This is a genomic window from Nonomuraea candida (assembly GCF_000725485.1).
Classification (GTDB): domain Bacteria; phylum Actinomycetota; class Actinomycetes; order Streptosporangiales; family Streptosporangiaceae; genus Nonomuraea; species Nonomuraea candida.
This window is the reverse complement of record NZ_JOAG01000055.1, coordinates 1-24,541: the sequence shown is the minus strand read 5'-3', so window position 1 is coordinate 24,541 and position 24,541 is coordinate 1. Positions and strand designations below refer to the sequence as shown.

19 protein-coding genes and 1 rRNA gene are annotated in these 24,541 nt (G+C 71.3%); 2 read left to right on the top strand and 18 right to left on the bottom strand.

Annotated features, from left to right (window positions below):
- Positions 1 to 17 precede the first annotated feature (17 nt).
- The gene (locus IO39_RS37965; RefSeq protein ID WP_043634385.1) at positions 18 to 1,292 is read right to left on the bottom strand and encodes a glutamate-5-semialdehyde dehydrogenase; all 1,275 of its coding nucleotides are present in this window, start codon (positions 1,290 to 1,292) and stop codon (positions 18 to 20) included.
- A gap of 25 nt (positions 1,293 to 1,317) precedes the next feature.
- The gene (gene proB / locus IO39_RS37960) at positions 1,318 to 2,436 is read right to left on the bottom strand and encodes a glutamate 5-kinase (protein ID WP_211267314.1); all 1,119 of its coding nucleotides are present in this window, start codon (positions 2,434 to 2,436) and stop codon (positions 1,318 to 1,320) included.
- Between the two features lie 96 nt (positions 2,437 to 2,532).
- Here proB and IO39_RS37955 point away from each other — a divergent pair, with 96 nt between their 5' ends.
- The gene (locus IO39_RS37955) at positions 2,533 to 3,297 is read left to right on the top strand and encodes an SDR family oxidoreductase (RefSeq protein ID WP_043634382.1); all 765 of its coding nucleotides are present in this window, start codon (positions 2,533 to 2,535) and stop codon (positions 3,295 to 3,297) included.
- 181 nt (positions 3,298 to 3,478) lie between these two features.
- Here IO39_RS37955 and obgE read toward each other — a convergent pair whose 3' ends face one another.
- From obgE to IO39_RS37880, 15 genes are all read right to left on the bottom strand, one after another.
- Positions 3,479 to 4,831, bottom strand: coding sequence for a GTPase ObgE (gene obgE, locus IO39_RS37950; protein ID WP_043634379.1), 1,353 nt, complete (start codon positions 4,829 to 4,831; stop codon positions 3,479 to 3,481).
- A gap of 430 nt (positions 4,832 to 5,261) precedes the next feature.
- Complete coding sequence (gene rpmA / locus IO39_RS37945; protein ID WP_012893687.1) at positions 5,262 to 5,519, bottom strand: 50S ribosomal protein L27; 258 nt, start codon at positions 5,517 to 5,519, stop codon at positions 5,262 to 5,264.
- Positions 5,520 to 5,534: 15 nt separating this feature from the next.
- Positions 5,535 to 5,837, bottom strand: coding sequence for a 50S ribosomal protein L21 (rplU, locus tag IO39_RS37940; RefSeq protein ID WP_043634375.1), 303 nt, complete (start codon positions 5,835 to 5,837; stop codon positions 5,535 to 5,537).
- Positions 5,838 to 6,059: 222 nt separating this feature from the next.
- Entirely contained in the window at positions 6,060 to 9,350 is a 3,291-nt protein-coding gene (locus IO39_RS37935) for a ribonuclease E/G (RefSeq protein ID WP_245642523.1), read from the bottom strand.
- Between the two features lie 288 nt (positions 9,351 to 9,638).
- Positions 9,639 to 10,391 (bottom strand): TIGR03936 family radical SAM-associated protein, encoded by a 753-nt coding sequence (locus IO39_RS37930; protein ID WP_245642522.1) that lies wholly within the window; start codon positions 10,389 to 10,391, stop codon positions 9,639 to 9,641.
- A 153-nt stretch (positions 10,392 to 10,544) separates the two neighbouring features.
- Positions 10,545 to 12,455: a TIGR03960 family B12-binding radical SAM protein gene (locus IO39_RS37925; protein ID WP_043634370.1), complete on the bottom strand. Its 1,911-nt coding sequence runs from the start codon at positions 12,453 to 12,455 to the stop codon at positions 10,545 to 10,547.
- Positions 12,456 to 12,630: 175 nt separating this feature from the next.
- Positions 12,631 to 13,797: a rod shape-determining protein RodA gene (gene rodA, locus IO39_RS37920; RefSeq protein ID WP_043634367.1), complete on the bottom strand. Its 1,167-nt coding sequence runs from the start codon at positions 13,795 to 13,797 to the stop codon at positions 12,631 to 12,633.
- Entirely contained in the window at positions 13,794 to 15,839 is a 2,046-nt protein-coding gene (mrdA, locus tag IO39_RS37915) for a penicillin-binding protein 2 (protein ID WP_043634364.1), read from the bottom strand. Before mrdA ends, rodA begins: the two co-directional genes overlap by 4 nt.
- Positions 15,836 to 16,300: a rod shape-determining protein MreD gene (gene mreD, locus IO39_RS37910; RefSeq protein WP_043634361.1), complete on the bottom strand. Its 465-nt coding sequence runs from the start codon at positions 16,298 to 16,300 to the stop codon at positions 15,836 to 15,838. Before mreD ends, mrdA begins: the two co-directional genes overlap by 4 nt.
- A complete protein-coding gene (mreC, locus tag IO39_RS37905; protein ID WP_052423892.1) occupies positions 16,297 to 17,175 on the bottom strand; it encodes a rod shape-determining protein MreC in 879 nt (292 codons plus the stop codon). The genes mreD and mreC overlap by 4 nt, the downstream gene beginning before the upstream one ends.
- Positions 17,175 to 18,206: a rod shape-determining protein gene (locus IO39_RS37900; RefSeq protein ID WP_043634358.1), complete on the bottom strand. Its 1,032-nt coding sequence runs from the start codon at positions 18,204 to 18,206 to the stop codon at positions 17,175 to 17,177. Before IO39_RS37900 ends, mreC begins: the two co-directional genes overlap by 1 nt.
- A gap of 670 nt (positions 18,207 to 18,876) precedes the next feature.
- Positions 18,877 to 19,323 carry a nucleoside-diphosphate kinase gene (ndk, locus tag IO39_RS37895; RefSeq protein WP_084774187.1) on the bottom strand — a complete coding sequence of 149 codons (447 nt, stop codon included), beginning with the start codon at positions 19,321 to 19,323 and terminating at the stop codon, positions 18,877 to 18,879.
- 315 nt (positions 19,324 to 19,638) lie between these two features.
- Complete coding sequence (locus IO39_RS37890) at positions 19,639 to 21,417, bottom strand: hypothetical protein (protein WP_043634353.1); 1,779 nt, start codon at positions 21,415 to 21,417, stop codon at positions 19,639 to 19,641.
- An 11-nt stretch (positions 21,418 to 21,428) separates the two neighbouring features.
- Complete coding sequence (locus IO39_RS37885; protein WP_084774185.1) at positions 21,429 to 21,770, bottom strand: DUF4233 domain-containing protein; 342 nt, start codon at positions 21,768 to 21,770, stop codon at positions 21,429 to 21,431.
- On the bottom strand, positions 21,767 to 23,059 hold the full coding sequence (locus IO39_RS37880) for a bifunctional folylpolyglutamate synthase/dihydrofolate synthase (RefSeq protein WP_052423891.1): 1,293 nt from the start codon (positions 23,057 to 23,059) through the stop codon (positions 21,767 to 21,769). Before IO39_RS37880 ends, IO39_RS37885 begins: the two co-directional genes overlap by 4 nt.
- A 187-nt stretch (positions 23,060 to 23,246) precedes the next feature.
- On the opposite strand from IO39_RS37880, the gene IO39_RS37875 reads away from it, so the two are divergent.
- Positions 23,247 to 24,065, top strand: a complete 819-nt coding sequence (locus IO39_RS37875; protein WP_043634347.1) for a dioxygenase family protein — start codon at positions 23,247 to 23,249, stop codon at positions 24,063 to 24,065.
- A 400-nt stretch (positions 24,066 to 24,465) separates the two neighbouring features.
- On the opposite strand, the gene rrf is transcribed toward IO39_RS37875, so the two are convergent.
- A 5S ribosomal RNA gene (gene rrf / locus IO39_RS37870) occupies positions 24,466 to 24,541 on the bottom strand; the annotation flags it as partial.

The window sequence follows — 24,541 nt, the reverse complement described above, 5'->3', positions numbered from 1 at the left end:
TCAGGCCGACACGCCGACTAACAGGGCACCACCGTGCCCTCTGACGTGCGCAGATGCCCCTCCCCGGTGTAGACCCACTTGGTCGAGGTCAGCTCGGGCAGGCCCATCGGGCCGCGGGCGTGCAGCTTCTGCGTGGAGATGCCGATCTCCGCCCCGAACCCGAACTCCCCGCCGTCGGTGAACCGCGTCGAGGCGTTGACGGCCACGGCCGCCGAGTCGACCAGGGAGACGAACCTGCGGGCCGCCTTCTGCGACCGGGTGACGATGGCGTCGGTGTGGCCGGAGCCGTAGCGCCGGATGTGCGCCACCGCCTCCTCCAGCGAGCCGACGACGGCGGCGGCGATGTCGAGCGAGAGGTATTCGGCGAAGAAGTCGTCCTCGGTGACGGGCACCACGCCGGCGCCGTAACCGGCGATGCGCTCGTCGCCGTGGACGGTCACGCCCGCCTCGCGCAGCGCCTCCAGCGCCTTGGGCACGAACGCGTCGGCGACGTCGGCGTGCACGAGGAACGTCTCGGCCGCGTTGCACACCGACGGCCGCTGCGCCTTGGCGTTGAGGAGGATCTGCACGGCGAGGTCGACGTCGGCCTCGGCGTCGACGTAGACGTGGCAGTTGCCCACGCCGGTCTCGATCACCGGCACCGTGGACTCCTCGACCACCGAGTTGATCAGGGACGCGCCGCCGCGCGGGATCAGCACGTCGACCAGCCCGCGGGCGCGCATGAGCTCCTTGACCGAGTCGCGCGTCTGCCCGGGGACGAGCTGCACGGCGCCCGCCGGCACCTCGGTGCCCGCCAGCGCGTCCTGCATGATGCGCACCAGCGCGGTGTTGGAGGAGTAGGCGCTGGACGAGCCGCGCAGCAGCACCGCGTTGCCGCTCTTGAGGCAGAGCGCGGCGGCGTCGACGGTGACGTTGGGGCGGCCCTCGTAGATGATGCCGATCACGCCCAGCGGCACCCTGAGCTGGCGCAGCTCCAGCCCGTTGGGCAGCGTCGAGCCGCGGACGACCTCGCCGACCGGGTCGGGCAGGTCGGCCACCTGCCGCACGGCCTCGGCGACGGCGGCGATCCTGGTCTCGTCGAGCCGGAGCCGGTCGATCATCGCCTCCGACGTGCCCTGCGACCTGGCCCGCTCGACGTCCTGGCCGTTGGCCTCGACGATCTCGGCGGCGTGTGCGACCAGGGCGTCGGCGACCGCCCGCAGCGCCCGGTCCTTGGGCGCCCGCGGCAGCGGGGCCAGCTCGGCGGCGGCCTCTCGCGCCGCACGGGCGACCTTCAAGAACTCATCGGACATCGCTGGCTCCTCGTCAGGGCTCGGCTTAGTTGTGGGCTTCCAGTATGACGATGTCGTCGCGATGGATCAGCTCGCGTTCATATTCCGGACCCAGCGCGCTGGCCAGCTCTCTCGTGGAGCGGCCGAGCAGGCCGGGGATCTCGGCGGCGTCGAAGTTGACCAGGCCGCGGGCCACCACGACGCCCTGAGGGCCGCACAGGTCGACCGGGTCGCCCGCCGCGAACTCGCCCTCCACCGACGTCACCCCGGCCGGCAGCAGCGACTTGCGCCGCCCCACGATGGCCTCCACGGCGCCCTGGTCGAGGTGGAGGCGGCCGCGGCCGGTGGTGGCGTGCGCGAGCCAGAGCAGGCGCGTGCCGGGGTGGCGGCCGCCGGGGTGGAAGTAGGTGCCGACGTCGGCCCCGGCGAGCGCCTGGGCGGCGTGGGCGGCCGCCGTGAGCACCACGGGCACCCCGGCCCCGGTGGCGATCCTGGCCGCCTGCACCTTGGTCACCATGCCGCCGGTGCCGACCGCCGCGCCGTTCTTGCCCAGCTCGACCCCGACCAGGTCTTCCGGGCCGCGGATCTCCGCCAGCCGCCGCGAGCCGCTGCGGCTGGGCGGGCCGTCGTAGAGGGCGTCCACGTCGGACAGCAGCACCAGGGCGTCGGCGTGGATGAGGTGCGCCACCAGCGCCGCCAGCCGGTCGTTGTCGCCGAAGCGGATCTCGTCGGTGGCCACGGTGTCGTTCTCGTTGACGATGGGCACGATGCCCAGCTCCAGCAGCCTGGCCAGGGTGCGCTGGGCGTTGGCGTGGTGGGCGCGCCGCATCATGTCGTCGGCGGTCAGCAGCACCTGCCCCACGCGCAGCGCGTAGCGGGCGAAGGAGGAGGTGTAGCGGGCCACGAGCACGCCCTGCCCGACGGAGGCGGCCGCCTGCTGGGTGGCCAGGTCGCGCGGTCGCGCGCTCAGCCCGAGCGGGCCCAGGCCCGCCGCGATCGCTCCCGAGGAGACCAGGACGATCTGTGTCCCCGTACGGCGCCGCGCCGCCAGCACGTCCACCAGCGCGTCCACGCGATCGACGTCGATCATGCCCTGGGGGGTGGTGAGCGAGGAGGAGCCGACCTTGACGACGACCTTCGACGCTGAGCTGATCTGTTCCCGCACGTACGCAGCCTATCGGCTCGCCGGAAGATCACCGCTACCGAATACCCGCTATGTCTGCATTGACTGCATTAGTGCAATGAATGTAATTTTTCGCTCGTGGAAACTCGAACCTATGTCGTCACCGGCGCCGCCTCCGGCATCGGCGCGGCCACCGCCGACCACCTCGCCGCGTCCGGGGCGAAGGTCATCCGCTGCGACGTGCGCGACGCCGACGTGCTCGCCGACCTGGCCACCCCGCAGGGCCGCCACGCCCTGGTGTCGGAGGTCACGGCGGCCTCCGGCGGCAGGGTCGACGGCGTGGTCGCCGTCGCCGGGGTCGCGCTGCCGTCCGAGCTGACCGTGCGGCTCAACTTCTTCGGCACGATCGCCACCCTGGAGGGCCTGCGGCCGCTCCTGGCCGCGTCCGCGCAGCCGAGGGCGGTCGCCGTCTCCTCGCTGAGCGCCATCGTGGCCGCCGACGACGGCCTCGTGGAGTCCTGCCTGACCATGGACGAGGAGGCCGCCGCCGCGACCGCCCGCGCGCTCGTCGAGTCCGGGCGGGGGCGCGCCGTCTACCCGTCGAGCAAGCTCGCGCTCAACCGGTGGCTGCGCCGCGCCGCCCTGTCCTGGGCCGGCTCCGGCATCCCGCTCAACGCGGTGGCGCCGGGCGTGGTGGACACGCGGACGGCGCGCACGACGTTCCTGGACGATCCGCAGGCCCGCGCCCTCGTCGCCGCGGCCATGCCGCAGCCCCTGGGCTTCCCCGGCCCGGTGGACGCGGTCGCGTCCCTGCTCGCCTGGACGGTCGGCGCCGCCAACTCGTTCATGACGGGCCAGATCCTGTACGCGGACGGCGGCGCCGAAGCCACCCTCCGCGCCTGAAGACACGCGGGTCCTCACACCCGCCCTCGGAGGCACGCGCAGACGGGCCCGGGTGCACAGGTCCGCACGCCCTGCCCTCCCGGAGGCACGCGCAGACGGGCCCGGGTGCACAGGTCCGCACGCCCTGCCCTCCCGGAGGCACGCGCAGACGGGCACGCGGCCCGTCGTGTCGGGTCGCGTGCTAGGCCAGGCGGTTGTCGGTCCCCCGTGGCCCCTGCCGGACCGCCTCGGCGTTCAGCGTCGGCTGCCAGTCGAAGACGTAGCCGCCCTCCATGGGCCCGATGACCACCTCGGCGCCGGCCTTGGCGCCCGCCTTGGCCAGCTCCTCCTCGACGCCCAGCCGCTCCAGCCGGTCGGCGAGGTAGCCGACGGCCTCGTCGTTGGTGAAGTCCGTCTGCCGGATCCACCGCTCCGGCTTCTCGCCGGTGACCTGGAACAGGTTCTCGTTGACCCGGCGTACCTTGAACCCGGCCTCCCCGAGCTGCTTGGGCCTGATGACCAGCCGCGTGGGCTCCTCGACCGGCTTGTTGGCCCTGGCCGCCGCGACCCACTCACCCATCGCGTACGTCATCTCCCGCAGCCCGTCGTGCGTGGCCGCCGAGATCGTGAACACCTGCAGCCCCCGCGCCTCGAACTCGGGCTTGACCATCTCGGCCAGCTCCCGCGCGTCGGGCACGTCCGCCTTGTTCAGCACGACCATCCGGGGCCGGTCCTCCAGCTTCCCGTACGCCCGCAGCTCGGCCTCGATCACCTCGTAGTCCGTGACCGGGTCGCGGCCGGGCTCCATGGTGGCGCAGTCGATGACGTGCACCAGCATGTCGCACCGCTCGACGTGCCGCAGGAACTCGTGCCCGAGCCCCTTGCCCTGCGACGCGCCGGGGATCAGGCCGGGCACGTCGGCGACGGTGAACACGTTGTCCCCCGCCGTCACGACGCCCAGGTTGGGGATCAGCGTGGTGAACGGGTAGTCGGCGATCTTCGGCTTGGCCGCGCTCAGCGCCGCGATCAGCGAGCTCTTGCCCGCGCTCGGGAACCCGACCAGCGCCACGTCGGCGACGCTCTTGAGCTCCAGCACGACGTCGAGCGCGTCGCCCGGCTCGCCGAGCAGCGCGAACCCGGGCGCCTTGCGCCTGGTCGTGGCCAGCGCCGCGTTGCCGAGCCCGCCGTGGCCGCCCTCGGCGATCACATATCGGGTGCCGGCTCCCACGAGGTCGACCAGCACCTCACCCGTGGCCGCGTCCTTTACCACGGTCCCGTTCGGCACGGGCAGGATCACGTCGTCGCCGTTGGCGCCGTCACGGTTGGAGCCCTGCCCCTGCTTGCCGTTCGGGGCCTTGCGGTGCGGGCGGCGGTGGTAGTCGAGCAGGGTCGCGGTGTTGGGGTCGACCTCAAGGATGACGTCGCCGCCCCGGCCGCCGTTGCCTCCGTCGGGGCCGCCGAGCGGCTTGAACTTCTCCCGGTGGATGGAGGCGCACCCGTTCCCTCCCTCACCGGCCCTGATGTGAAGGACCACCTGGTCCACAAAGTCCGGCATCCCGCATTCCTCCATCGCCCCAGCAGGGGCATCTCATTCCAACACACGGCCTCTCGGCGGCCGGGCCCTCAGCGCCGACCTACCCGGCCCCCGCCGGCCCACGTCAAGCGGCTCGGGCCCGCCTCAGGCGACCCCGCCGCAAGTGACGGCCACCACCGCACCGGCCGGGCTGGTTCAGCCCGTTCTCATCCGGTCTGAAGAGATGAACACCACCGCGCCCGCCCCTCTTCCACGGCAGGCCCGCATCACGGAGCCCCGGTCGCGGCATGCGGCCCCGGCCGGCTTCGTCCTCCGTCCCGCCGGAGCCCGCCCGGCCATCGGCCGCCGGGCACCGGTCACCCCGGGAAACGCCAAGGGGTGGATCGACATCCGATCGAGTCGATCCACCCCTGAAGCAACAAACCCGAGGTCGAAGGAGAAGGAGGAACCCCTACTCCGCGACGGGGACGATGCTCACGGCCCGACGGCCGCGCTTGACACCGAACTGCACGTGACCGGCGGCCAGCGCGAACAGCGTGTCGTCGCCACCACGGCCCACGTTGTCACCGGGGTGGAAGTGGGTGCCGCGCTGGCGGACGATGATCTCGCCCGCGTTGACCAGCTGGCCACCGAAGCGCTTGACGCCCAGACGCTGGGCGTTGGAGTCACGACCGTTCCGGGTGGACGACGCGCCCTTCTTGTGTGCCATCTCTCAAACTCCCGTTCAGGCCTGCTCGATACCGGTGATCTTCACCTGGGTGTACCGCTGACGGTGACCCTGGCGCTTCTTGTAACCGGTCTTGTTCTTGTACTTGAGGATGCGGATCTTCGGGCCCTTGGTCTCGCCGAGGATCTCGGCGCTGACCGTGAACTTGCCCGCCTCCGTGGTCACATCGCCGTCGTTGACGACGAGCACCGTCGGCAGCGAAACCGAAGAGCCGACCTCGCCGGCGACCTTGTCCACCTCGAGGACGTCACCGACGGAGACCTTCTGCTGCCTGCCGCCGCAACGAACGATCGCGTACACCGCGGAACCCTTCTACTGACTCACTGTTGATTCATTTCGACCCTCGGCCGCCTCACGAAGAGGCGACCGCCGAATGCTGCGCCTGTCATTCGGCCTGTCTCAAACCGACGAACCGAGTAAGCGCGCCAACAGGGCACGTCACCTGACGCACCGATTCACCAGGGTACCGGATTAACGGTGCCCTAGGCGAACCGGACGGATCGTCGGAAGTCCGCCGAGCGGCTACTCGGCCGACTTGGCTCGGCGGGAGCGTCGCCGCCCTCTGCCGGAAGTCTGGCTTGCCTGGTCGTCCTCGGCCGGGACGTCTTCCAGCGCACCGGTCACGGTATCACGCCCGGCGGAGTCCTTGGCCGCGGAAACCTTGTCGGAGACCGCCTTCTCGACCGCCATCTTGCCCTGCGTGCCGCGCGGCTCGGGCTTGCTCTCCACCGGCTCCGTGGAGACCAGCAGACCGCGCCCGTTGCAGCACTCGCACGGCGTCGAGAACGCCTCCAGGAGGCCCTGACCGACCCGCTTACGCGTCATCTGGACCAGCCCCAGCGAGGTGACCTCGGCCACCTGGTGCTTCGTCCTGTCGCGCGCCAGGCACTCCAGCAGCCGCCGCAGCACGAGGTCGCGGTTGGACTCCAGCACCATGTCGATGAAGTCGATGACGATGATGCCGCCGATGTCCCGCAGCCTGAGCTGACGGACGATCTCCTCGGCCGCCTCCAGGTTGTTCCTGGTGACCGTCTCCTCCAGGTTGCCGCCCTGGCCGGTGAACTTGCCGGTGTTGACGTCGACGACGGTCATCGCCTCGGTACGGTCGATCACCAGCGAGCCGCCGCTCGGCAGCCACACCTTGCGCTCCAGCGCCTTGGCGAGCTGCTCGTCGATCCGGTACGACTCGAACACGTCACCCTGCTCGCCGTCCCACTTGGACAGGCGCTCCGCCAGGTGCGGGGCGACGTACTTGACGTACTCGTCCACCGTGTCCCAGGCGTCGTCGCCCTGCACGACCAGGTTGGTGAAGTCCTCGTTGAACACGTCGCGCACGACCCGGATGGTCAGGTCGGGCTCGGCGGACAGCAGCTCGGGCGGGCTGGCCGACTTGGCCTTCTTCTGGATGTTCTCCCACTGGGCCGACAGCCGGGCCACGTCGCGGGCCAGCTCCTCCTCGGAGGCGCCCTCGGCCGCCGTACGCACGATCACGCCCGCGTTCTCCGGCATGACCTTCTTCAGGATGCTCTTGAGGCGCGTGCGCTCCTTGTCGGGCAGCTTGCGGCTGATGCCGGTCATCGACCCGTCAGGCACGTACACGAGGTAACGCCCCGGCAGGCTGATCTGCGAGGTGAGCCGGGCGCCCTTGTGGCCGATCGGGTCCTTCGTGACCTGCACGAGCACCGACTGGCCCGACTTCAGCGCCGACTCGATGCGCTTGGGCTGGCCCTCCATGCCGACGGTGTCGAAGTTCACCTCGCCGGCGTACAGGACCGCGTTCCGGCCCTTGCCGATGTCCACGAACGCCGCCTCCATGGAGGGCAGCACGTTCTGCACCTTGCCGAGGTAGACGTTGCCGACGTAGGACTGGCTGGCCTCGCGGTTGACGTAGTGCTCGACGAGCACGCCGTCCTCCAGCACCGCGATCTGCGTGCGGTCGCCCTGGCGGCGCACCACCATCATCCGGTCCACCGACTCGCGGCGGGCCAGGAACTCCGACTCGGTGATGATCGGCGGACGCCTGCGGCCCAGCTCGCGCCCCTCACGGCGGCGCTGCTTCTTGGCCTCCAGGCGGGTCGAACCGCGCACGCTCTGCACGCCGTCGGAGGCGGTGTCGAGCGCCGTCGTACGGCCGGAGCGCGGCGCGCGGATGCGCACCACCGTGTTCGGCGGGTCGTCGCCGGCCGGCTCGGTGCCCTCCTCGGTGCCCCGGCGACGGCGGCGGCGACGGCGGCGCGAAGAGGAGACCTCCTCTTCCTGGCCCTCCTCCGCCTGCTCCTCGTCGCCCTCGTCCTCGGACTCCTCGCCCTCGTCGGACTCGTCGCGCTCGCGGGCCTTGCCACGGCCCCTGCCGCCCCTGCGACGGCGGCGACGCCGGCCGCCGCCCTCCTCTTCCTGCTCGTCGGAGGTGTCGAGGTCGCTCTCGTCCTCGCTCACCGTCTCGTCGACCGGCTCCTCCGCCTCCTCGGCCTCCTCGGGCTCGGCGACGGGCAGCGGCTCGGCCCTGCGCACGGCGGCGGGCTTGGCCTGGCTGGGGTCGGGCGCCTGGAACAGCGGCGCGAAGATGGCGGCGGGCCGCTGGAACGCGGTGCCCGGCTCGCTCTGCCTGCGCGCGGACAGCCCGAACGGGTCGGCGAGCAGGCTCGGCCGGTCGTTCTCCTCGTCGAGGTCCTCGCCGGCGGGCTCGTCGTCGAGCGGCTCGTCCTCGGGCAGGATCTCCAGAATGTCCTCATCGACGCCGAGGTCCTCGGACCCGATCGCGTCCTCGCCGACGTCCTCGCCGACACCTTCGCCGACACCCTCGTCGCCGGCCGCGACACCGGCCGTGACCGTTCCCGCACCGGCTGCCGCCGGCACCTCACTGGCCCGCGCCGGGGCCTCCTCGGCCGATCCGGCCGGAGTCCCGCCGACCGGCCCGGCCAGGGCGTCGCCGGTCTGTGCGGCCGGAGTCTCACCGGCCTGCGCGGCCGGAGCCTCGCCGCCCCGCGCCCGAGTCTTACGGCTCCGGGTGACCGGAGCCTCGCCGGCCTGCGCGGCGGCGTCGTCCTGTCCTGCCTGCGTCACCGCGTCCGCGGCGGCGCCACGAACCCGGCGGCGCGTCGTACGGCGGGCGGCGGGCTCGGTCGCGATACCGGTCTCATCACCGAACGGCGCGGCCGCCTCACCACCGCCGGAGGGCGCCGCCACTTCGGCGCCCTCGGCCGGAACGGCCACGGGCGCACCGGCCCGGGCCGCGGAGTCCTCGACGGAGCGCACCTCGGCGACCGGCGCCGGGGCCTCCTCTGCCTTCTTACGCGTCCTGCGCCGCTTCACCGGCGCCTCCACGACCTCCGCGGCCTCGGCGCCCGGCTCGGCAGGCCCGGTGACGGGCTGCGCGGCCTCGGCGCCCGGCTCCGCCGGCCCCGTGACGGGCTGCGCGGTCGCGGCGGGCTCGACCGGCCCGGTGACGGGCTGGGCGGGCTCGGCGGTCCCCGAGACGGTCTGCGCCGGCTCGACCGGGCCGGTGACGGGCTCGGCTCCCGTGGCGCCGGCCTCGGCGGCCGTGCCCTCCGGGAGCGCTCCCGCGGCTTCCTGCGCCTCGGCGGCCTTCTTCGTCGTACGCCGCCGCGTCGTCGTGGCGGTGGACCGGGTCCTCGTGGCGCGCTTCGGCTTCTCCGCCGCCGTCTCGGCGACGGCCTCGGCCATGGCGGCCTCGGCCGGGCTGCCCTCTTCCAGCTCGGGCGCGGGCTCACCCGCGGCGCGCTGGGCCGCGGTCCGCTGCACCGGCTGCACCTCGGCCACCTGCGGCGCGGCCTGCGCGGCCGCCACGGTCACCGGGACTGCGGCAGGCTCCTCCGGCAACTCCGGCGGAGGACCCGCGGGGCGGCTGGCGGAGCGGCGACGCCTGGTCACCTCGGGCTGTTCAATTGTCTCCCCGTCAGGGCCAGTGGCCCCGGCGTTGGGCTCGTTGTCGAGCATGCGGGCGCTCTCCCGTCAGCTCCCGGGCGCGTCGCCGCGCCGCGCAGGAGCCCTCGTGTCTCGTTGTCCGCCGGCGCTCCCGCAAAGAAAGCGCCGACGCCAAGTCCTGTCAGCGGTCGTGCCCGGCTCGTGCCGGACACCTCCTTAACCGGCGACGTGCTCACCCGCCGGTCCCGCCTCGCCGCCGCGCGTGGTTTCGCGGTCCAGGTCGAGCGGGTCGGCAAGCGCACCGGTGCTCGCGTCGAGCGGCCCCTGCGCCAGCCTGGTCACCTCGGGGGGAACCGGCGGCGCGAAGTCGGCCACAAGGCGCAGCCCTGTGAGCACATCGTCGGGTCGAACGGCAGGCGTAAGGTGCCGAACAACCATGCGCAGTATGACACACGGCCCTCCCTGCACCTGAGCTGCGGTTCTGTCTGTTCCCTCGGACACCGTGAGCCCCAGGACGGCCTGCCGCGCGTCGAAGCGGCGCGGGCCCTTCTTGGTCAGGCGCTCGACTTCCACCGTGCCTGCCGCGAGAAACTTCTCCACCGCCACCTCGGCGAGCTCGCGATCGGCACCGGGCAGCCGCACCTCCCAGTCGGAGACCTCCAAGCGGTCGGCCAGCCCTCCGGGACCCGCCTCCACAACGTCGAGCACATCGAGCCCAAGCGGCAACGACTCGTCCAGGTCCTGTCTGACCCGGGCGGGATCGCACGGCGTGGTGACACCGATCTCGAGGTATTCGGCTTCGCTCGCGACGCCGGTCGGCGCCGCGCCCGCGTAGGAGATCTTCGGGTGGGGCGAGAAGCCCGCGCTGTAGGCCACCGGAATGCCGGCACGGCGAACCGCCCTCTCGACGGCTCGCGAGATGTCGCGGTGGCTGGTGAAGCGCAGGCGGCCGCGCTTGGCGTAACGCACACGCAGGCGTTGCACCGTGGGCGCGGGCGGAGGCCCTTCGGGAACAGGTTTCAGAGCTTGTCGTCCTTCCCTTGTAAGAGTTCCTTCGTCTCAGGATAAGCCGCTCCGGCGTATGTACGTGTACGCCGAGACACGGCTCGCCCACTGAGCGCGCTAGACCACCGTAAGAGGAAGGAGTTTCCGCCCCGTCGGGCCTATCTGGATCTCGGTGCCCATGGTCGGGCAGACGCCGCAGTCGTAGCACGGCGTCCAGCGGCAGTCCTCGACCTCGCCGCCGGAGACGGCCTCCTGCCAGTCCTGCCACAACCATTCGCGGTCGAGCCCGGCGTCGAGGTGGTCCCACGGGAGGACTTCGTTCTCCTCGCGCTCGCGCGTGGTGTACCAGTCGACGTCGATGCCCGCCTTCTCGGCCGCCGACATCCAGCGCTCGTAGGAGAAGTGCTCGCTCCAGCCGTCGAACCGGCCGCCGTCCTCCCAGACGGCCCTGATCACGGCGCCGACCCTGCGGTCGCCCCGCGACAGCAGGCCCTCCACGATGGACGGCTTGCCGTCGTGGTAGCGGAAGCCGATGGCCCGGCCGTATTGCTTGTCGCCTCTGAGCGAGTCGCGCAGCGCCTTGAGCCGCCGGTCGACGGTCTCGTGGTCGGCCTGCCCGGCCCACTGGAACGGGGTGTGCGGCTTGGGCACGAAGCCGCCGATGGAGACCGTGCAGCGGATGTCGCGGCTGCCGGTCGCCTCCCGGCCCGCCTGGATGACCTTCTTGGCCAGGTCGGCGATGCCGAGGACGTCTTCGTCCTGCTCGGTGGGCAGCCCGCACATGAAGTAGAGCTTGACCTGCCGCCACCCCTGCGAATAGGCGGTGGTGACGGTGCGGATCAGATCTTCCTCGGTGACCATCTTGTTGATCACCTTGCGCATGCGCTCGGAGCCGCCCTCGGGCGCGAACGTCAGGCCCGAGCGCCTGCCGTTCCTGGAGAACTCGTTGGCCAGGTCGATGTTGAACGCGTCGACCCTGGTCGAGGGGAGCGACAGCGAGGTGTTGGTGCCCTCGTAGCGGTCGGCCAGCCCCTTGGCCACGTCGGCGATCTCGGAGTGGTCGGCGGACGACAGCGACAGCAGGCCGACCTCGTTGAAGCCGGACTCCTTGATGCCGTTGTCGACCATCGCCCCGATGGTGGTGATGGACCGCTCGCGCACCGGACGCGTGATCATGCCCGCCTGGCAGAACCGGCACCCGCGCGTGCAGCCGCGGAAGATCTCCACGCTGAACCGCTCGTGCACCGTCTCGGCCAGCGGCACCAGCGGCTTCTTCGGATAGGGCCACTCGTCGAGGTCCATCACGGTGTGCTTGTGCACCCGCCACGGCACGTCGGCCCGGTTGGGCGCGACGCGCTTGATGCGACCGTCGGGGTGGTATTCGACGTCGTAGAACTTGGGCACGTAGACCCCGCCGGACTCGGCGAGCCGCATGAGCAGCTCGTCACGCCCGCCCGGTCTGCCCTCGGCCTTCCACTCGCGGATGACCTCGGTGATGGCGATGGAGATCTGCTCCCCGTCGCCGAGCACGGCCGCGTCGAGGAAGTCGGCGATGGGCTCGGGGTTGAAGGCCGCGTGGCCGCCCGCGAGCACGATCGGGTCGTCCTCGCCGCGGTCGACGGCCGGCAGCGGGATGCCGGCCAGGTCGAGCGCGGTCAGCATGTTGGTGTAGCCGAGCTCGGTCGAGAACGACACGCCGAGCACGTCGAAGGCGCGCACCGGCCGGTGCGCGTCGACGGTGAACTGCGGCACGCCCTCGGCCCGCATGAGCGCCTCGAGATCCGGCCAGACCGCGTAGGTGCGCTCGGCCAGGGTGCGGGGGAGCTCGTTGAGGATCTCGTAGAGGATCGCCACGCCCTGGTTGGGCAGGCCGACCTCGTAGGCGTCCGGATACATCAACGCCCACCGCACGTCGGCCGAGTCCCACTCCTTGACGGTCGAGTTGAGCTCACCCCCGACGTACTGGATGGGCTTCTGCACCTTCGGCAGCAGCGCTTCCAGGCGGTGGAAAATCGACTCGACAGACATACCCTCAAGGGTAGCGGCGATCAGACAGTGGCAGGTCCGGGGATGTCAGCGTCATTTCCGCCGAGAACCGCCTTTCGTGACACGTCAGCTCGGCGGCGACGACACCCGGCGAGGTCGTGCGGGTGGTCCACGGGCAGCGGGAAGCACGCACCGCCAGAGCCCTGAGGACGCACGGCTAACTGAAGGCCTGTCTTCGCATCTTGATGGCCTGCAACAACCCGACCGCGATGAGATTCGCGAACGTGGCGGTGCCCCCATATGACACGAACGGCAGCGGCAGCCCGGTGATCGGCATGATCCCGATCGTCATCCCCACATTGATGAACGTCTGGAACGCGAACCAGCACACGATCGAGCCCGCCACCAGCGTCCCGAACCTGTCCTCGCACTGCCTGGCGATCTTCAGCCCGCGCAGCAGCACCACCCCGAGCAGCAGCACCACCGTGACCGACCCGAGGAACCCGAACTCCTCCCCCGCCACTGTGAAGATGAAGTCGGTGTGCTGCTCCGGCACGAACCGCCCGGTCGTCTGCCCGCCCTCGAGCAGCCCCTTGCCCAGCAACTGCCCCGAACCGATGGCGATCATCGACTGGGTGCTGTTGTAGCCCACCCCTCGCGGGTCCACGCTCGGATCTACGAACGCGGTGAACCGCGCCACCTGGTACGGCTCCAGCATCTGGAAGTAGAACACCGCGAACACCCCGAGGCCCGCGATCAGCGTCAGCAGCGCGATCAGCCGCTTGCGCACACCCCCGATGATCAGCCCCGCGGCGGTGATCACCGCCAGCACCATCGCCGTGCCCAGGTCGGGCTGGAGCATCACCAGCCCCATCGTGATCGCGGCGGCGAGCAGCGCCAGCGCCACGTCGAGCCCGCGCGGCCGATCGGTGCCCTCGGCCGGCTGGGCCAGCAGCATCGCGATGATCAGCAGCAGCCCGACCTTGGCGAACTCGGACGGCTGCACCGCGAACCCCCCGCCGAGCAGGATCCACGAGTGCGACCCGTTGATCGTCGCCCCCAGCGGCGTGATCACCAGCCCGAGCCCCACCAGCGACACCAGGAACACCAGGGGCGCGTACGCCCGCATGGCCCGGTGGTCGACCATGGCCACCAGCCCGCACATCACCGCGCCGATGGTCTCGTTGAGCAGGTGCTTCTTCACCAGCCCCGTCGAGCCGGGCGCCCAGGTCCTGGTGGAGGACCACACGAGCAGGGTGCCGATCACGCACAGCCCGGCCACCGCGACCAGCATCACGCCGTCGAGCCGCCGCACGGTGGAGTCCTCCCCGGCGATGCGCCGCAGCAGCGAGGGACGCCGCATGGCGATCGTCCGCGTGCTCATCCCCCGGCCACCAATCCGTCGGGCGCGAACGTGGGCAGCCGTGTCGTCAGCCGCCCGCCGGGCACGGCGGGCTTGCGCTTGATGCCGTAGATCCCCTCGTAGATCTCGCGCACGGCCGGCGCCGCCGTCTGCGCGCCCATGCCGCCCTGGGAGATCATCGCGACCACGACGTACTGGGGGTTCTTCGTCGGCGCGAACGACGCGAACCACGAGGTGTCCTGTTTGCCCCACACCTCCGCGGTGCCGGTCTTGCCGCCCACCCGCACCTTGTTCATCGGGAAGCCGGCGAAGGCCCCGGCCGCGGTGCCGTCGGCGGCCACCTGGCTCAGCGCGTTCTTGATGTAGAGGCGCTCCTTCTCGCTGAGCGGCAGCTTGCCCACCACCGGCACGGGGATGGTCCTGACCACCTTGCCGTCGGGCCGCACCTGCGCCCATCCGATGCGCGGGCTGCGCAGCTTGCCGTCGCTCACCAGCGCCATGTACGCCCTGGCCAGTTGCATCGGCGTGACCAGCACGTCGCCCTGCCCGATGGAGAAGTTGGCCGAGTCACCCGGCCGCAGCAGGAAGCCCTCGGTGCAGTTCTCCAGCGCCAGCCGCTTGAGGAACTCCGCCCGCGCCCGGTCCTTCACCTCGGGATAGCCCTTGCGGGACCGCTCGCAGTTGGTCGCGCTCGTCTGGTTCCACAACTCCTTCTTCCAGGCCCGGTCGGGGATGCGGCCGGGCGACTCGCCGGGCAGGTCCACGCCGGTCGGCCGGCCGAACCCGAACGCCCTGGCCATGTTGGCGAACACCTCTTTCGGCTTCCGCTTCGGATGCCGCCCGCCGTCCTTGAGGTACTGCTCGTAGGCGGCCCGGTAGAAGATCGTGTCGCACGACTTGACCAGCGCCGTGTGCAGCGAGAGCGAGCCCAGCGCGATGCCGCGGAAGTTGTTGAAGGCCCGGCCGCCCACCGCGTAGGAGCCGGGGCAGGAGTAGGTGCCGTTGAGCGGGTAGCCGGCCCGCAGCATCGCCGCCACGGACGAGATCTTGAACGTCGAGCCGGGCGCGAACTGCCCGTTGATCGCCCGCGACACGAGCGGCTTGCCGGACTTCTCCGACAGCAGCCACTGGTAGCCGCGCGCCGAGATGCCGCCCGCCCAGATCTCCGGGTCGTAACCGGGCGCGCTGGCCAGAGCCACCACCCGCCCCGTACGGGCGTCGAGCACGACCGCGGCGCCACCGTCGGCCGCCGGGGCCGACTTCATCGCCCGCGCCAGCGCCTTCTCCGTCACGGCCTGCACCCGCGAGTCGATGCTGGTCACCAGGTGGTCGCCGGGCACGGGCGTGATCTGCTCCTCGACGCCGAGCGCCTTGCCCATCCGGTCGACCTGCACCCTGCGCAGCCCCGACTTGCCCCGCAGCGCGTCGTCGTAGACGTATTCGAGCCCGTCGCGCCCCGCCAGGTCCACGCCGGAGAAGCTGGCCTTCAGCCCTTCGCGCTTCTCCAGCTCCGCCTCGGTGACCGGCTGCAGGTAACCGAGCATCTGCGCCCCGGCCCTGCCGCCCGGATATTGCCTGACCGAGTGGATCTCCGCGGTGACCCCGGGGAACTCCTCCTGCCGCTCCAGGATCTGCAGCGCCTCACGGGTGTCGACCTTCTCGTCCAGCGGAACCGGTTGGTACGGCGAGCCGGTCCAGCACGGCTTGCCCACGCCCGGCCCGCAGGGCCTGATGCGCTGCTGCAGGTCGGACACGGGCCGGCCGAGCACCGCCGACAGCTTGCGCAGCACCTTGACGCCGCCGTCCTTCATCCTCGACAGCCGGGTCCTGTCCACCGAGACGACGAGCGCGGTCTTGTTGCGCACCAGCGGCCGGCCGGAGGAGTCGAGGATCTGCCCGCGCACGGCCGGCACGATCACCGCACGTGTCCTGGTCTCGGTGGCCCGGGTCACGAACTCGTGCCCGCGCACCACCTGCACCTGCCACAGCCGCACGGCCAGCACGACGAGCAGCGTCAGCACCAGCACGTGCAACACCAGCAACCGGGCCCGCATCCTCATCATGTCGAGAACCTCGCCTGTCTGCCCCACGCGGTCAGCCAGACCAGGATCGGCGAGACCACCAGCGTGTAGACCACCGTGACGGGCACCTGCTCGGTCAGCGTGGACATCGTCACCCGCGGGTCGGAGATCAGCCCGCCCACGGCCGCGGCCAGCAGCGGCGCCATCAGCACGCACAACACGACGGTCGTCACCGGCCCGCCCGCGCCCCGCCCCGCGACGTAGCCGACGAGGGCCAGCACGAACGCGTACTGGCCCACCAGGTGCGCCGACGGCGGCATGACGTCGACGAGCAGCCCGGCGAAGAACCCGAGCACCGCCCCCGGCGCGGCCCCCCTGCCCAGCGCGGCGCCGACGACGGCGAGCAGCACCAGGTCGGGCGCGCCGCCGGCGGGCAGCGGCACCCGGTTGACGAGCATCACCTGCGCCAGCAGCGCCAGGACCACGGAAACGCCCCCGATCACCGTGAGCCCTCCTTGGGCGGCAGCACCGCGTCGCGTGGATCGCGTCTGGGCGGCTCGACCACCACGCCGACGACGTCGAGCGCCGTCAGATCCGCGTACGGCCGGGCGTAGGCGACCCGCGTCAGCTCGCCGGGCGTGGACTCCACCCGCTCGATCACCCCGATCGGCACCCCGGGCACGTAGGGCCTGCCGTGCTGCGACCCGAAGCTCACGATCCGCCCGCCCCTGCTCAACGGCGCCGTGGAGTCGAGCAGCCGGAACTGCACGAGCCGCCCGTTCTCCCCCACCCCGTGCACGACGCCGATCTCCTTGCCCTTCTCCAGCCGCGCCCCCACGGCCGAGGCGGGGTCGCTGAGCAGCACCACCGTCGAGGTGCGCGAGGAGGCGTGCAGCACCCGCCCCACCAGCCCGTCGCCGTTGAGCACGGTCATCTCCGGCCGCACCCCGTCATTGGTGCCGACGTCGATCTGCACCGCCTCTTCGAAGCCCGGCTGGCCGCGCCTGGCGATCACGTTGCCCGGCACCACCTTGTAGCCGCCCGTGCCGGCCAGCCCGAGCAGCCGCTGGAGCTCCTTGGCGCGCTCGGCGTCGAGCTTGCCCGTCAGCAGGCCCGCCCGCAGCTTGGCGTTCTCCTCCTTGAGCGCCTCGATGTGCTCCCTGGCGGCCGGCGCGGCCAGGATCGCCTGCACGAACGTGGTCACGGGGCGCACGACCCCGCCGCTCAGTTGCTCCGCCGTGCCGAACAGATAGGACCCGGCCGCGCGCAGCGGGCGCAGGGGTGAGCTGTCCCCGGTGCGGTGGTCGACGGTCAGGATGATCAGGGCCGCCGTCAGCAGCACTCCCAGGATCAGCCGGGCACGGCGCGAGTCTCTCATCAGTGTCGCGACTCCGGAACCAGGACCTGCTGCAGCGCCTCGAACTCCTCGGCGCACTTGCCGGAGCCGATGGCGACGGAGTCGAGCGCGTTGTCGACCAGGTGCACGGGCATGCCCGTCTCGTTCTTGACCCGCTCTTCGAGCCCCTTGAGCAGGGCTCCGCCGCCGGTGAGCGCGATGCCGCGGTCCATGATGTCGCCGGAGAGCTCGGGCGGGCACTTGTCGAGCGTGGTCTTGACCGCGTCGACGATCGCGTTGACCGGCTCCTCGGTGGCCTTCCTGATCTCCTCGCTGGACACGATGATCGTCTTGGGCAGCCCGCTGACCAGGTCGCGCCCGCGGACCTCCGCGTGCGACTCCTCGCCGTACGGGCAGGCCGAGCCGATCGCGATCTTGATCTCCTCGGCGGTGCGCTCGCCCAGCATCAGCGAGAACTCCTTCTTGGCGAACGCGATCACCGCCTGGTCGAGCTCGTCGCCGCCGATCCTGATCGACTGGCTCGTGACCACGCCGCCCATCGAGATGATCGCCACCTCGGTGGTGCCGCCGCCGATGTCGACCACCATGTTGCCGGTGGGCTCGTGCACCGGCAGGCCGGCCCCGATGGCGGCGGCCATGGGCTCCTCGACGATGTAGACCTTCCTGGCGCCGGCCTGGTAGCCGGCCTCCTTCACCGCCCGCTGCTCAACGCTGGTGATGCCACTGGGCACCGCGATGATGATGCGCGGCTTGGCGAAATGCCGCCGTCTGTGGACGCGCTGGATGAAATAGCGCAACATCCGTTCGGTGACGTCGAAATCGGCGATCACGCCGTCCTTGAGCGGACGGACCGCGATGATGTTGCCTGGCGTGCGGCCGATCATCCGTTTGGCCTCGATGCCGACCGCGACGATCTTGCCGGTCACGGTGTTGATCGCTACGACGGACGGCTCGTTGAGCACGATGCCCCGGCCGCGCACGTAGACCAACGTGTTGGCGGTGCCCAGATCGACCGCCATGTCACGGCCGAGGAACGCGAGCTTGCTGCCCATGGGGAACGGAGCCCTCCGTAACGTCGTTAGCGAATGACTACGGATCGAATTCGAATCGTAACGTGACGTACCCACCTCTGGGCGCAATGAGCCACCGCGCCAATCAAAAATCTCCAGCCCCTACCTCAACCGCAATTTTGCCCGGATTGCACCACAACATCCGATCGCGCGGCGGATCGCGCCAAGAACCGACCGCGAGAAACCCTACGGCAGCCCACCGACAGAATCCGGCCCCGGCGACCGCCCCTCAGCCCCCGGCCCCTCAGGAATACCGCCATCGGCGAAACACATCATTCCCGCCCTCGAACCAGAACCACACGACACCAGGGGCGCCAGGAGGGACGCGGAGAGCGCGCGGGCGGCCGCGGCCGGGCACGCAGGGCGACGCGAAGAGAACACACCGGGGACCAAGAGGGGGCATAGAAGGGCCCGAGGGGGCCCAGAGAGGATGCAAAGTCCAGAGGTGACACAAAAGGGACTAAATGGGTCTACATAGCGCGATATAGGGGCTAGAGAGGCCGAGAAGGACAAGAACACGGCAGGGCAGGACACGGCAGGACGGGACGGGGCAGGGAGGGCAGGGCAGGGAAAACGGCGCCAGGGCACGAAACGCGGCGCGCCCGCCCAGCCGAGGGCGGCTGAGCGGGCGCGGAAGCTCCGGATCGAGGTACTAGAACCGGTCCGGGAAGAAGATCTTGATCTCCCTCGCGGCCGACTCGGGCGAGTCGGACCCGTGGACGACGTTCTCGCCGATCTCCAGGGCGTGGTCGCCGCGGATCGTGCCGGGAGCCGACTTGACCGGGTCGGTGGCGCCGGCCAGCGCGCGGAAGGCCTCGACGGCGCGGGGGCCCTCCAGCACCATGGCCACGAGCGGCCCCGAGGTGATGAACTCGACGAGTTCACCGAAGAACGGCCGCTCGGAGTGCTCGGCGTAGTGCGCCTTGGCGGTCTCGGCGTCGAGGGTGCGCAGGTCCATCGCCACGACCTTGAGGCCCTTGCGCTCCACACGGGCGATCACGTCACCGATGAGGCCGCGCTTTACCCCGTCGGGCTTGATCAGGACAAGAGTGCGCTCGGACACTTGAAGTTCTCCTTCGAACAGAGTGGGTCGCGGCATCAGGCGCGGGGCCCGGCCGCTGGGACGCGCGACACGCGCCGCGGTGGCAGGGCCCTCAGCTTACCGTTTCCGCCCCCGCCCTCGTTTCCGCCGGCAAGGCACGCGAAGCAACACCCTTGGGAGCACCCCTGGGAACGCCCGGAAGCGATCGGGGCGACCCGGACACCTGGCCCAGGCGCCATATCCAGGCGCCGAATCCAGGCCACGAGCCCGCGCACCCAGCCCAGGCACCCCAGCCTAGACACCCCGGCCGAGGCACCCCAGCCCAGGCACCCCAGCCCAGGCATGCACGTCTGCAGGAAGAACTTCACGAAGCTAGGAAGAACTACCCGAAGTGGAGCCCTCCTCCGGCGACTGCCCCTGAGGCGGCACCGCGGGCTCCTGCCCCCGCTCACGCTCCTCGGACACGGCCCCGACCTTGTCGAAGGCGTTCCCGGCCGGACCGTCCGCACCACGACCGTCCGCACCACGACCGTCCGCACCACGACCGTCCGCACCACGACCGTCCGCACCACGACCGTCCGCACCACGACCGTCCGCACCGCGACCGTCCGCACTCCCGCCGGCCCCGTGCTCGTCGCCGCGCTCATCGCCCTGCCCGTTGCCGGGCGCCGGCACGAGCAGCACGTCCGCAGGCGCGGGCGCGGGCGCGGGCGCGGCCGCGGGCGCAGGCGCGGGCATCCCCCCGCAGGGAACCGGCGGCGGCACCGGCTCACGCGCCGCCGCCCCCGCCCCGGACCGCCGCGCCATCACCGACGCCAGCACGATGATCGCCACCACGAGGAACCCGCCGATCAACGCCCACCAGTGCAGCGCCCCCACGAACCTGTCCACCAGCTCCTGGGCCGACCGCACCCCGTCGAGCATCCACATCTGCACACCCGTGCCCAGCAGGAACCCCGTCAGCACCCCGGCGCAGCCCAGCGACAACCCGAACGCCGCCGTGCCGAGCCCGACCTCCTGCAGCGCGGCCGTCAGCGCCACCGCCGCCCCCACCGCCAGCAGACTGAACGGCACCGCCAGCACCAGCCCGTCGGGGGACGGCACCACGAGCCGTACCGAGCAGAGACCGACCACCATGGCCAGCAGCCCCAGCGGCGCCAGCCACCGCCCGGCCGCCCGCGTGAACAGCCGCACCACCACCGACGCGGCGATCGCGAGCAGCCCTGCCACGGTGTAGGGCACCCACAGCCCCCGCAGCCCCGGCCCGCCGAGACCGCCCATCTCCACCAGCGTGACCTGCGCGGCGCTGGGCAGCAGCACGACGCCGACCGCCACCATCGTGTACGCCAGCGTCCGGCTCTCCGCACCCCCGATCGAGGCCAGCACCATCAGCCCCACGACCGCCACGACGGCCAGCAGGATGACCGGCCCCGCCCGCCAGCCCTCGCTCGCCGTGCTGATCGCCGCCACCGCGATGGCCGCGGCGGGCACCGCGGCCAGCAGCAGCCTGCCGCGCTCGCGCAGGTCGGGCACGGGCGCGGCGGGCAGCCCGAGCGCCATCCACGCGACCAGGTGAACCGCCGCCAGGCCGAGCGTGATCCCCGACACCAGCGGGTACGGCTGCAGCGTGACCCGCCAGCTGCTCACCTCGTCGAGCGGCCACAACGCCAGCGCCTGCGCCGCGAGCAGGCTGAGCCCGAACATGCCCACCCACAGGGCTCGCAGGACCGGCGCCCGGTCCCAGACGGCCGCCAGCGTCACCGCCAGCACGAACCCCGACCCGACTCCGCGCACCACCCGCACCACGCCGACGAGGAGCTCCGAGCTCGCGTAGCCACCCGCCGCGTCGGACAGCGCCACCAGCGCCAGCCCGCCGACCAGCAGGTGCGCGACCGGGATGCGCCGCGAGAGCGCGGCCGCGAGTGGCACCGCCAGCATCAGCGCGGGCAGGGCGAGCCCGTTCGCGCACATGAGCCCGGCCTGGTCGAGGCCGGGGGGCAGCAGCCCGGCGACGACGGAGAGGGTGTTGGGGATCGCGACCACCGCCAGGGGCAGCGCGGCCACGACGATCAGCCCGAGCAGGATGTCGAGCGACCAAGGGTGTCGGAGGCGCGCCGGAGACGGCGGCCGCTGGATCGGGGGGACGGCCATGTAGGCCGACTTTAGCGGGAAGTAGCGCCCTCGACACGCCGAGCGACGATAATCGCCGTGATCCACAGCGCCGCGAAGAGCGCGCCGAGGAAGAACATCATCGGCACGACGAAGCCCGTGCAGATCGCCAGCACCTGGACGACGCTGCCCGCGATGTAGCCGAAAGGCCGCTTGAGCAGGCCCGCGACGACCACGCAGAGCACGGCCAGGCCGATGCCCACCGTCACGGCCAGCCCCGGCGCGACCCCGCCCACGCTGATCGCCACGGGAGTGCTCAGCCCGACCACGATGGCCTCCATGCCGAGCACGGTGCCGCCGAGCCTGCGCATGCCCGGGGTGACCTCGAAGCTCATCGGGTGCCCTCCGCCTTGAGCAGCAGCCGCGCGTCACCCGCCGTCACGACGGACCCGGTGATGAACACGCCCGTGCCGCTGAACTCGCCCTCGGCGTCGGCGATGCCGATCGCCTTGTCGATGGCGTCGTCGAGCCGCTCGACGACGTGGACGCGCTCCTCCCCGAAGAGCGGCACGGCCAGGGCCGCCAGCTCTTCGGCGGTCATGGACCTGGGCGAGGAGTTCCGCGTCACGACGATCTGGTCGAGGATCGGCTCCAGCAGCTCCAGCAGCCCGTCGACGTCCTTGTCGCGCATGACGCCGACCACGCCGATCACCTTGGCGAAGTCGAACGCCTCGTGCAGCCCCTCCAGGGTCGCCTGCATGCCGCCCGGGTTGTGCGCGGCGTCGACCACGACCGTGGGGGTGCGCCGCACGACCTCCATGCGGCCCGGGGACGACGCCTGCGCGAACGCCTGGCGTACGAGCTCGACGTCGAGCGGGTCGTCACCTCCCGTCAGCGCCTCCACGGCGGCCAGCGCGCAGACGGCGTTGCTCGCCTGGTGCGCGCCGTACAGCGGCAGGTAGACCTCGTCATAGACGCCCTTGAGCCCGCGAAGCGTGAGCAGTTGCCCGCCGATCGCCACCTCGCGGCTGAGCACCCCGAACTCCAGCCCTTCGCGCGCGACGACCGCGCCGACGTCGGCCACGCGCCGCATGAGCACCTCGGCCGCGGCCAGCTCCTGCTGGGCGAGCACGGCCGTCGAGCCGGGCTTGATGATGCCGGCCTTCTCCGAGGCGATGCTGGGGATGTCGGGCCCGAGCCGGTCGGTGTGGTCGAGCGAGATGGGCATGATCACCGAAACGGTGCCGTCGGCGACATTGGTCGCGTCCCAGGAGCCGCCCATGCCGGCCTCGATGACCGCGACGTCGACCGGGGTGTCGGCGAACGCCGCGAACGCCATGGCCGTCAGCAGCTCGAAGAACTGGATGCGCCGCCCCTGCGTGTCGGTCATCTCCACATAAGGGATGACCTCCTCATAGACCTGGGCGAACCGCTCCTCGCTCAGCGGCTCACCGTCCACGGTGATCCGCTCGCGCATCGACACCAGGTGCGGGCTGGTGAACCTGCCCACGCGCAGGTTGCGCTCCCGCAGCAGCGCCTCGGTCAGCCGCGCCGTGCTGGTCTTGCCGTTGGTGCCGGCGATGTGTATGACCGGGTACGCCCGCTGCGGCGAGCCGAGCAGGTCAAGGAGAGCCGCGATCCGGTCGAGCGTCGGCTCGAAATCCCACTCGACGCCACGATCCATGATCGCGCGTTCAACCGCTCGATAATCCACCCTTCAACCCTACTGACCGCCGATAGCGGTCCGTACCCGGGTCGAACATATTGCGAAACATATAGAAAAATGGAGGGTACCGATTGCGACGGCCGAGGTGCCACCTTGGGAAACAGCCTGCCCTACCCCCCGGCGGGCCGCTCAAGAGGAGGCCATCGTGGAAGGCGAGAACACCCGCGCCGACAAGCAAGGCGGCATCAGCAGGAAGACGCTGTTCAAAGCGGCTCTCATAGCGACACCTGTTCCCTTACTCATCGGACAGGCCCCGGCGCTCGCCCGGCACATCGCCGAGGCCGGCGAGCCGCTCACTCCCACCCCCTACTGCGACGACGGCGACGACCCTACGCCGCCGCAGATGGAGGGCCCGTACTTCAAGCCGAACTCCCCGCAGCGCGCGGTCCTGCCCGGCACGGGCACCGCGCTCACCGTCAGCGGGTACGTCTTCAACCTGGCCTGCCAGCCGCTGGCCAACGTGCTGCTGGACTTCTGGCAGGCCGACAGGAACGGCGCCTACGACAACGTCACCTACAACTTTCGCGGCCACCAGTACACCAACGCCCAGGGCGCCTTCAAGCTCACCACCATCGTCCCCGGCCTCTACCCGGGACGTACGAGGCACATCCACGTCAAGGCCCAGGCCCCCGGCCGTCCCATTCTGACGACGCAGCTCTACTTCCCCGGTGAGCCCCGCAACAACACCGACACCATCTTCGACCCCCGACTCCTCATGACCGTCCGCACGGTCGGCTCGGGGCGGGAGGCCACCTTCGACTTCGTCCTCAACGTCCCGGGCAGCCAGCCCACGGACCCACCGACAAGCCCGCCTCCGGGCGGCGGAACCTGGCGGGTTGGGGTGACCTACCAGGCGGGTGACCAGGTCACGTATGGCGGCGCGAGCTACCGGTGCCTCCAGAGGCACCTGTCACAGGCGGGCTGGGAACCACCCAACGTGCCGGCCCTGTGGCAGCGCGCCTGACCGTACCGGTCCCCGAACGCAAGAGAGGGCCACCTCGGCTGCTGGGGGTGGCCCTCATTGCATGCCCAAAACCCCGACCCGCCCACGCCCATCCGCGACCACCGGACCTGCCAGCACACGGAGGAACCTGCCCCCACGCAGGAGGCCGACCCCACACGCCGGGCCCCAAACGCGGAAAGGGCCCCGAGATGTCGGAGCCCCGAACGAACAACCCGCCCGACCGCATCCAGGCCGGCCGACTCCCGCCACACCCCTCAGCCCCAGGCCCCGGCGGCCGGCCCCCAGCCTCCCGGCTCCCAGTGCCATCAGCCCTCGGTCTCCCGGCTCCCAAAGCGCCGGCACACACCCCCGGAAACGCAGAAAGGCCCCGACGCGCGGCGTCGGGGCCTTCCCAAAAATTGTCCGGCGGTGACCTACTCTCCCACACCCTCCCGAGTGCAGTACCATCGGCGCAGAGAAGCTTAACTTCCGGGTTC

Coding starts and splice junctions, on each gene's coding strand:
- IO39_RS37965 (WP_043634385.1), bottom strand. CDS start 1,292: ATGTCCGATGAGTTCTTGAAGGTCGCCCGTGCGGCGCGAGAGGCCGCC.
- obgE (WP_043634379.1), bottom strand. CDS start 4,831: ATGCCGGACTTTGTGGACCAGGTGGTCCTTCACATCAGGGCCGGTGAG.
- rpmA (WP_012893687.1), bottom strand. CDS start 5,519: ATGGCACACAAGAAGGGCGCGTCGTCCACCCGGAACGGTCGTGACTCC.
- IO39_RS37925 (WP_043634370.1), bottom strand. CDS start 12,455: ATGTCTGTCGAGTCGATTTTCCACCGCCTGGAAGCGCTGCTGCCGAAG.
- rodA (WP_043634367.1), bottom strand. CDS start 13,797: ATGAGCACGCGGACGATCGCCATGCGGCGTCCCTCGCTGCTGCGGCGC.
- mrdA (WP_043634364.1), bottom strand. CDS start 15,839: ATGATGAGGATGCGGGCCCGGTTGCTGGTGTTGCACGTGCTGGTGCTG.
- mreC (WP_052423892.1), bottom strand. CDS start 17,175: ATGAGAGACTCGCGCCGTGCCCGGCTGATCCTGGGAGTGCTGCTGACG.
- IO39_RS37900 (WP_043634358.1), bottom strand. CDS start 18,206: ATGGGCAGCAAGCTCGCGTTCCTCGGCCGTGACATGGCGGTCGATCTG.
- ndk (WP_084774187.1), bottom strand. CDS start 19,323: ATGCCGCGACCCACTCTGTTCGAAGGAGAACTTCAAGTGTCCGAGCGC.
- IO39_RS37890 (WP_043634353.1), bottom strand. CDS start 21,417: ATGGCCGTCCCCCCGATCCAGCGGCCGCCGTCTCCGGCGCGCCTCCGA.
- IO39_RS37885 (WP_084774185.1), bottom strand. CDS start 21,770: ATGAGCTTCGAGGTCACCCCGGGCATGCGCAGGCTCGGCGGCACCGTG.
- IO39_RS37880 (WP_052423891.1), bottom strand. CDS start 23,059: ATGGATCGTGGCGTCGAGTGGGATTTCGAGCCGACGCTCGACCGGATC.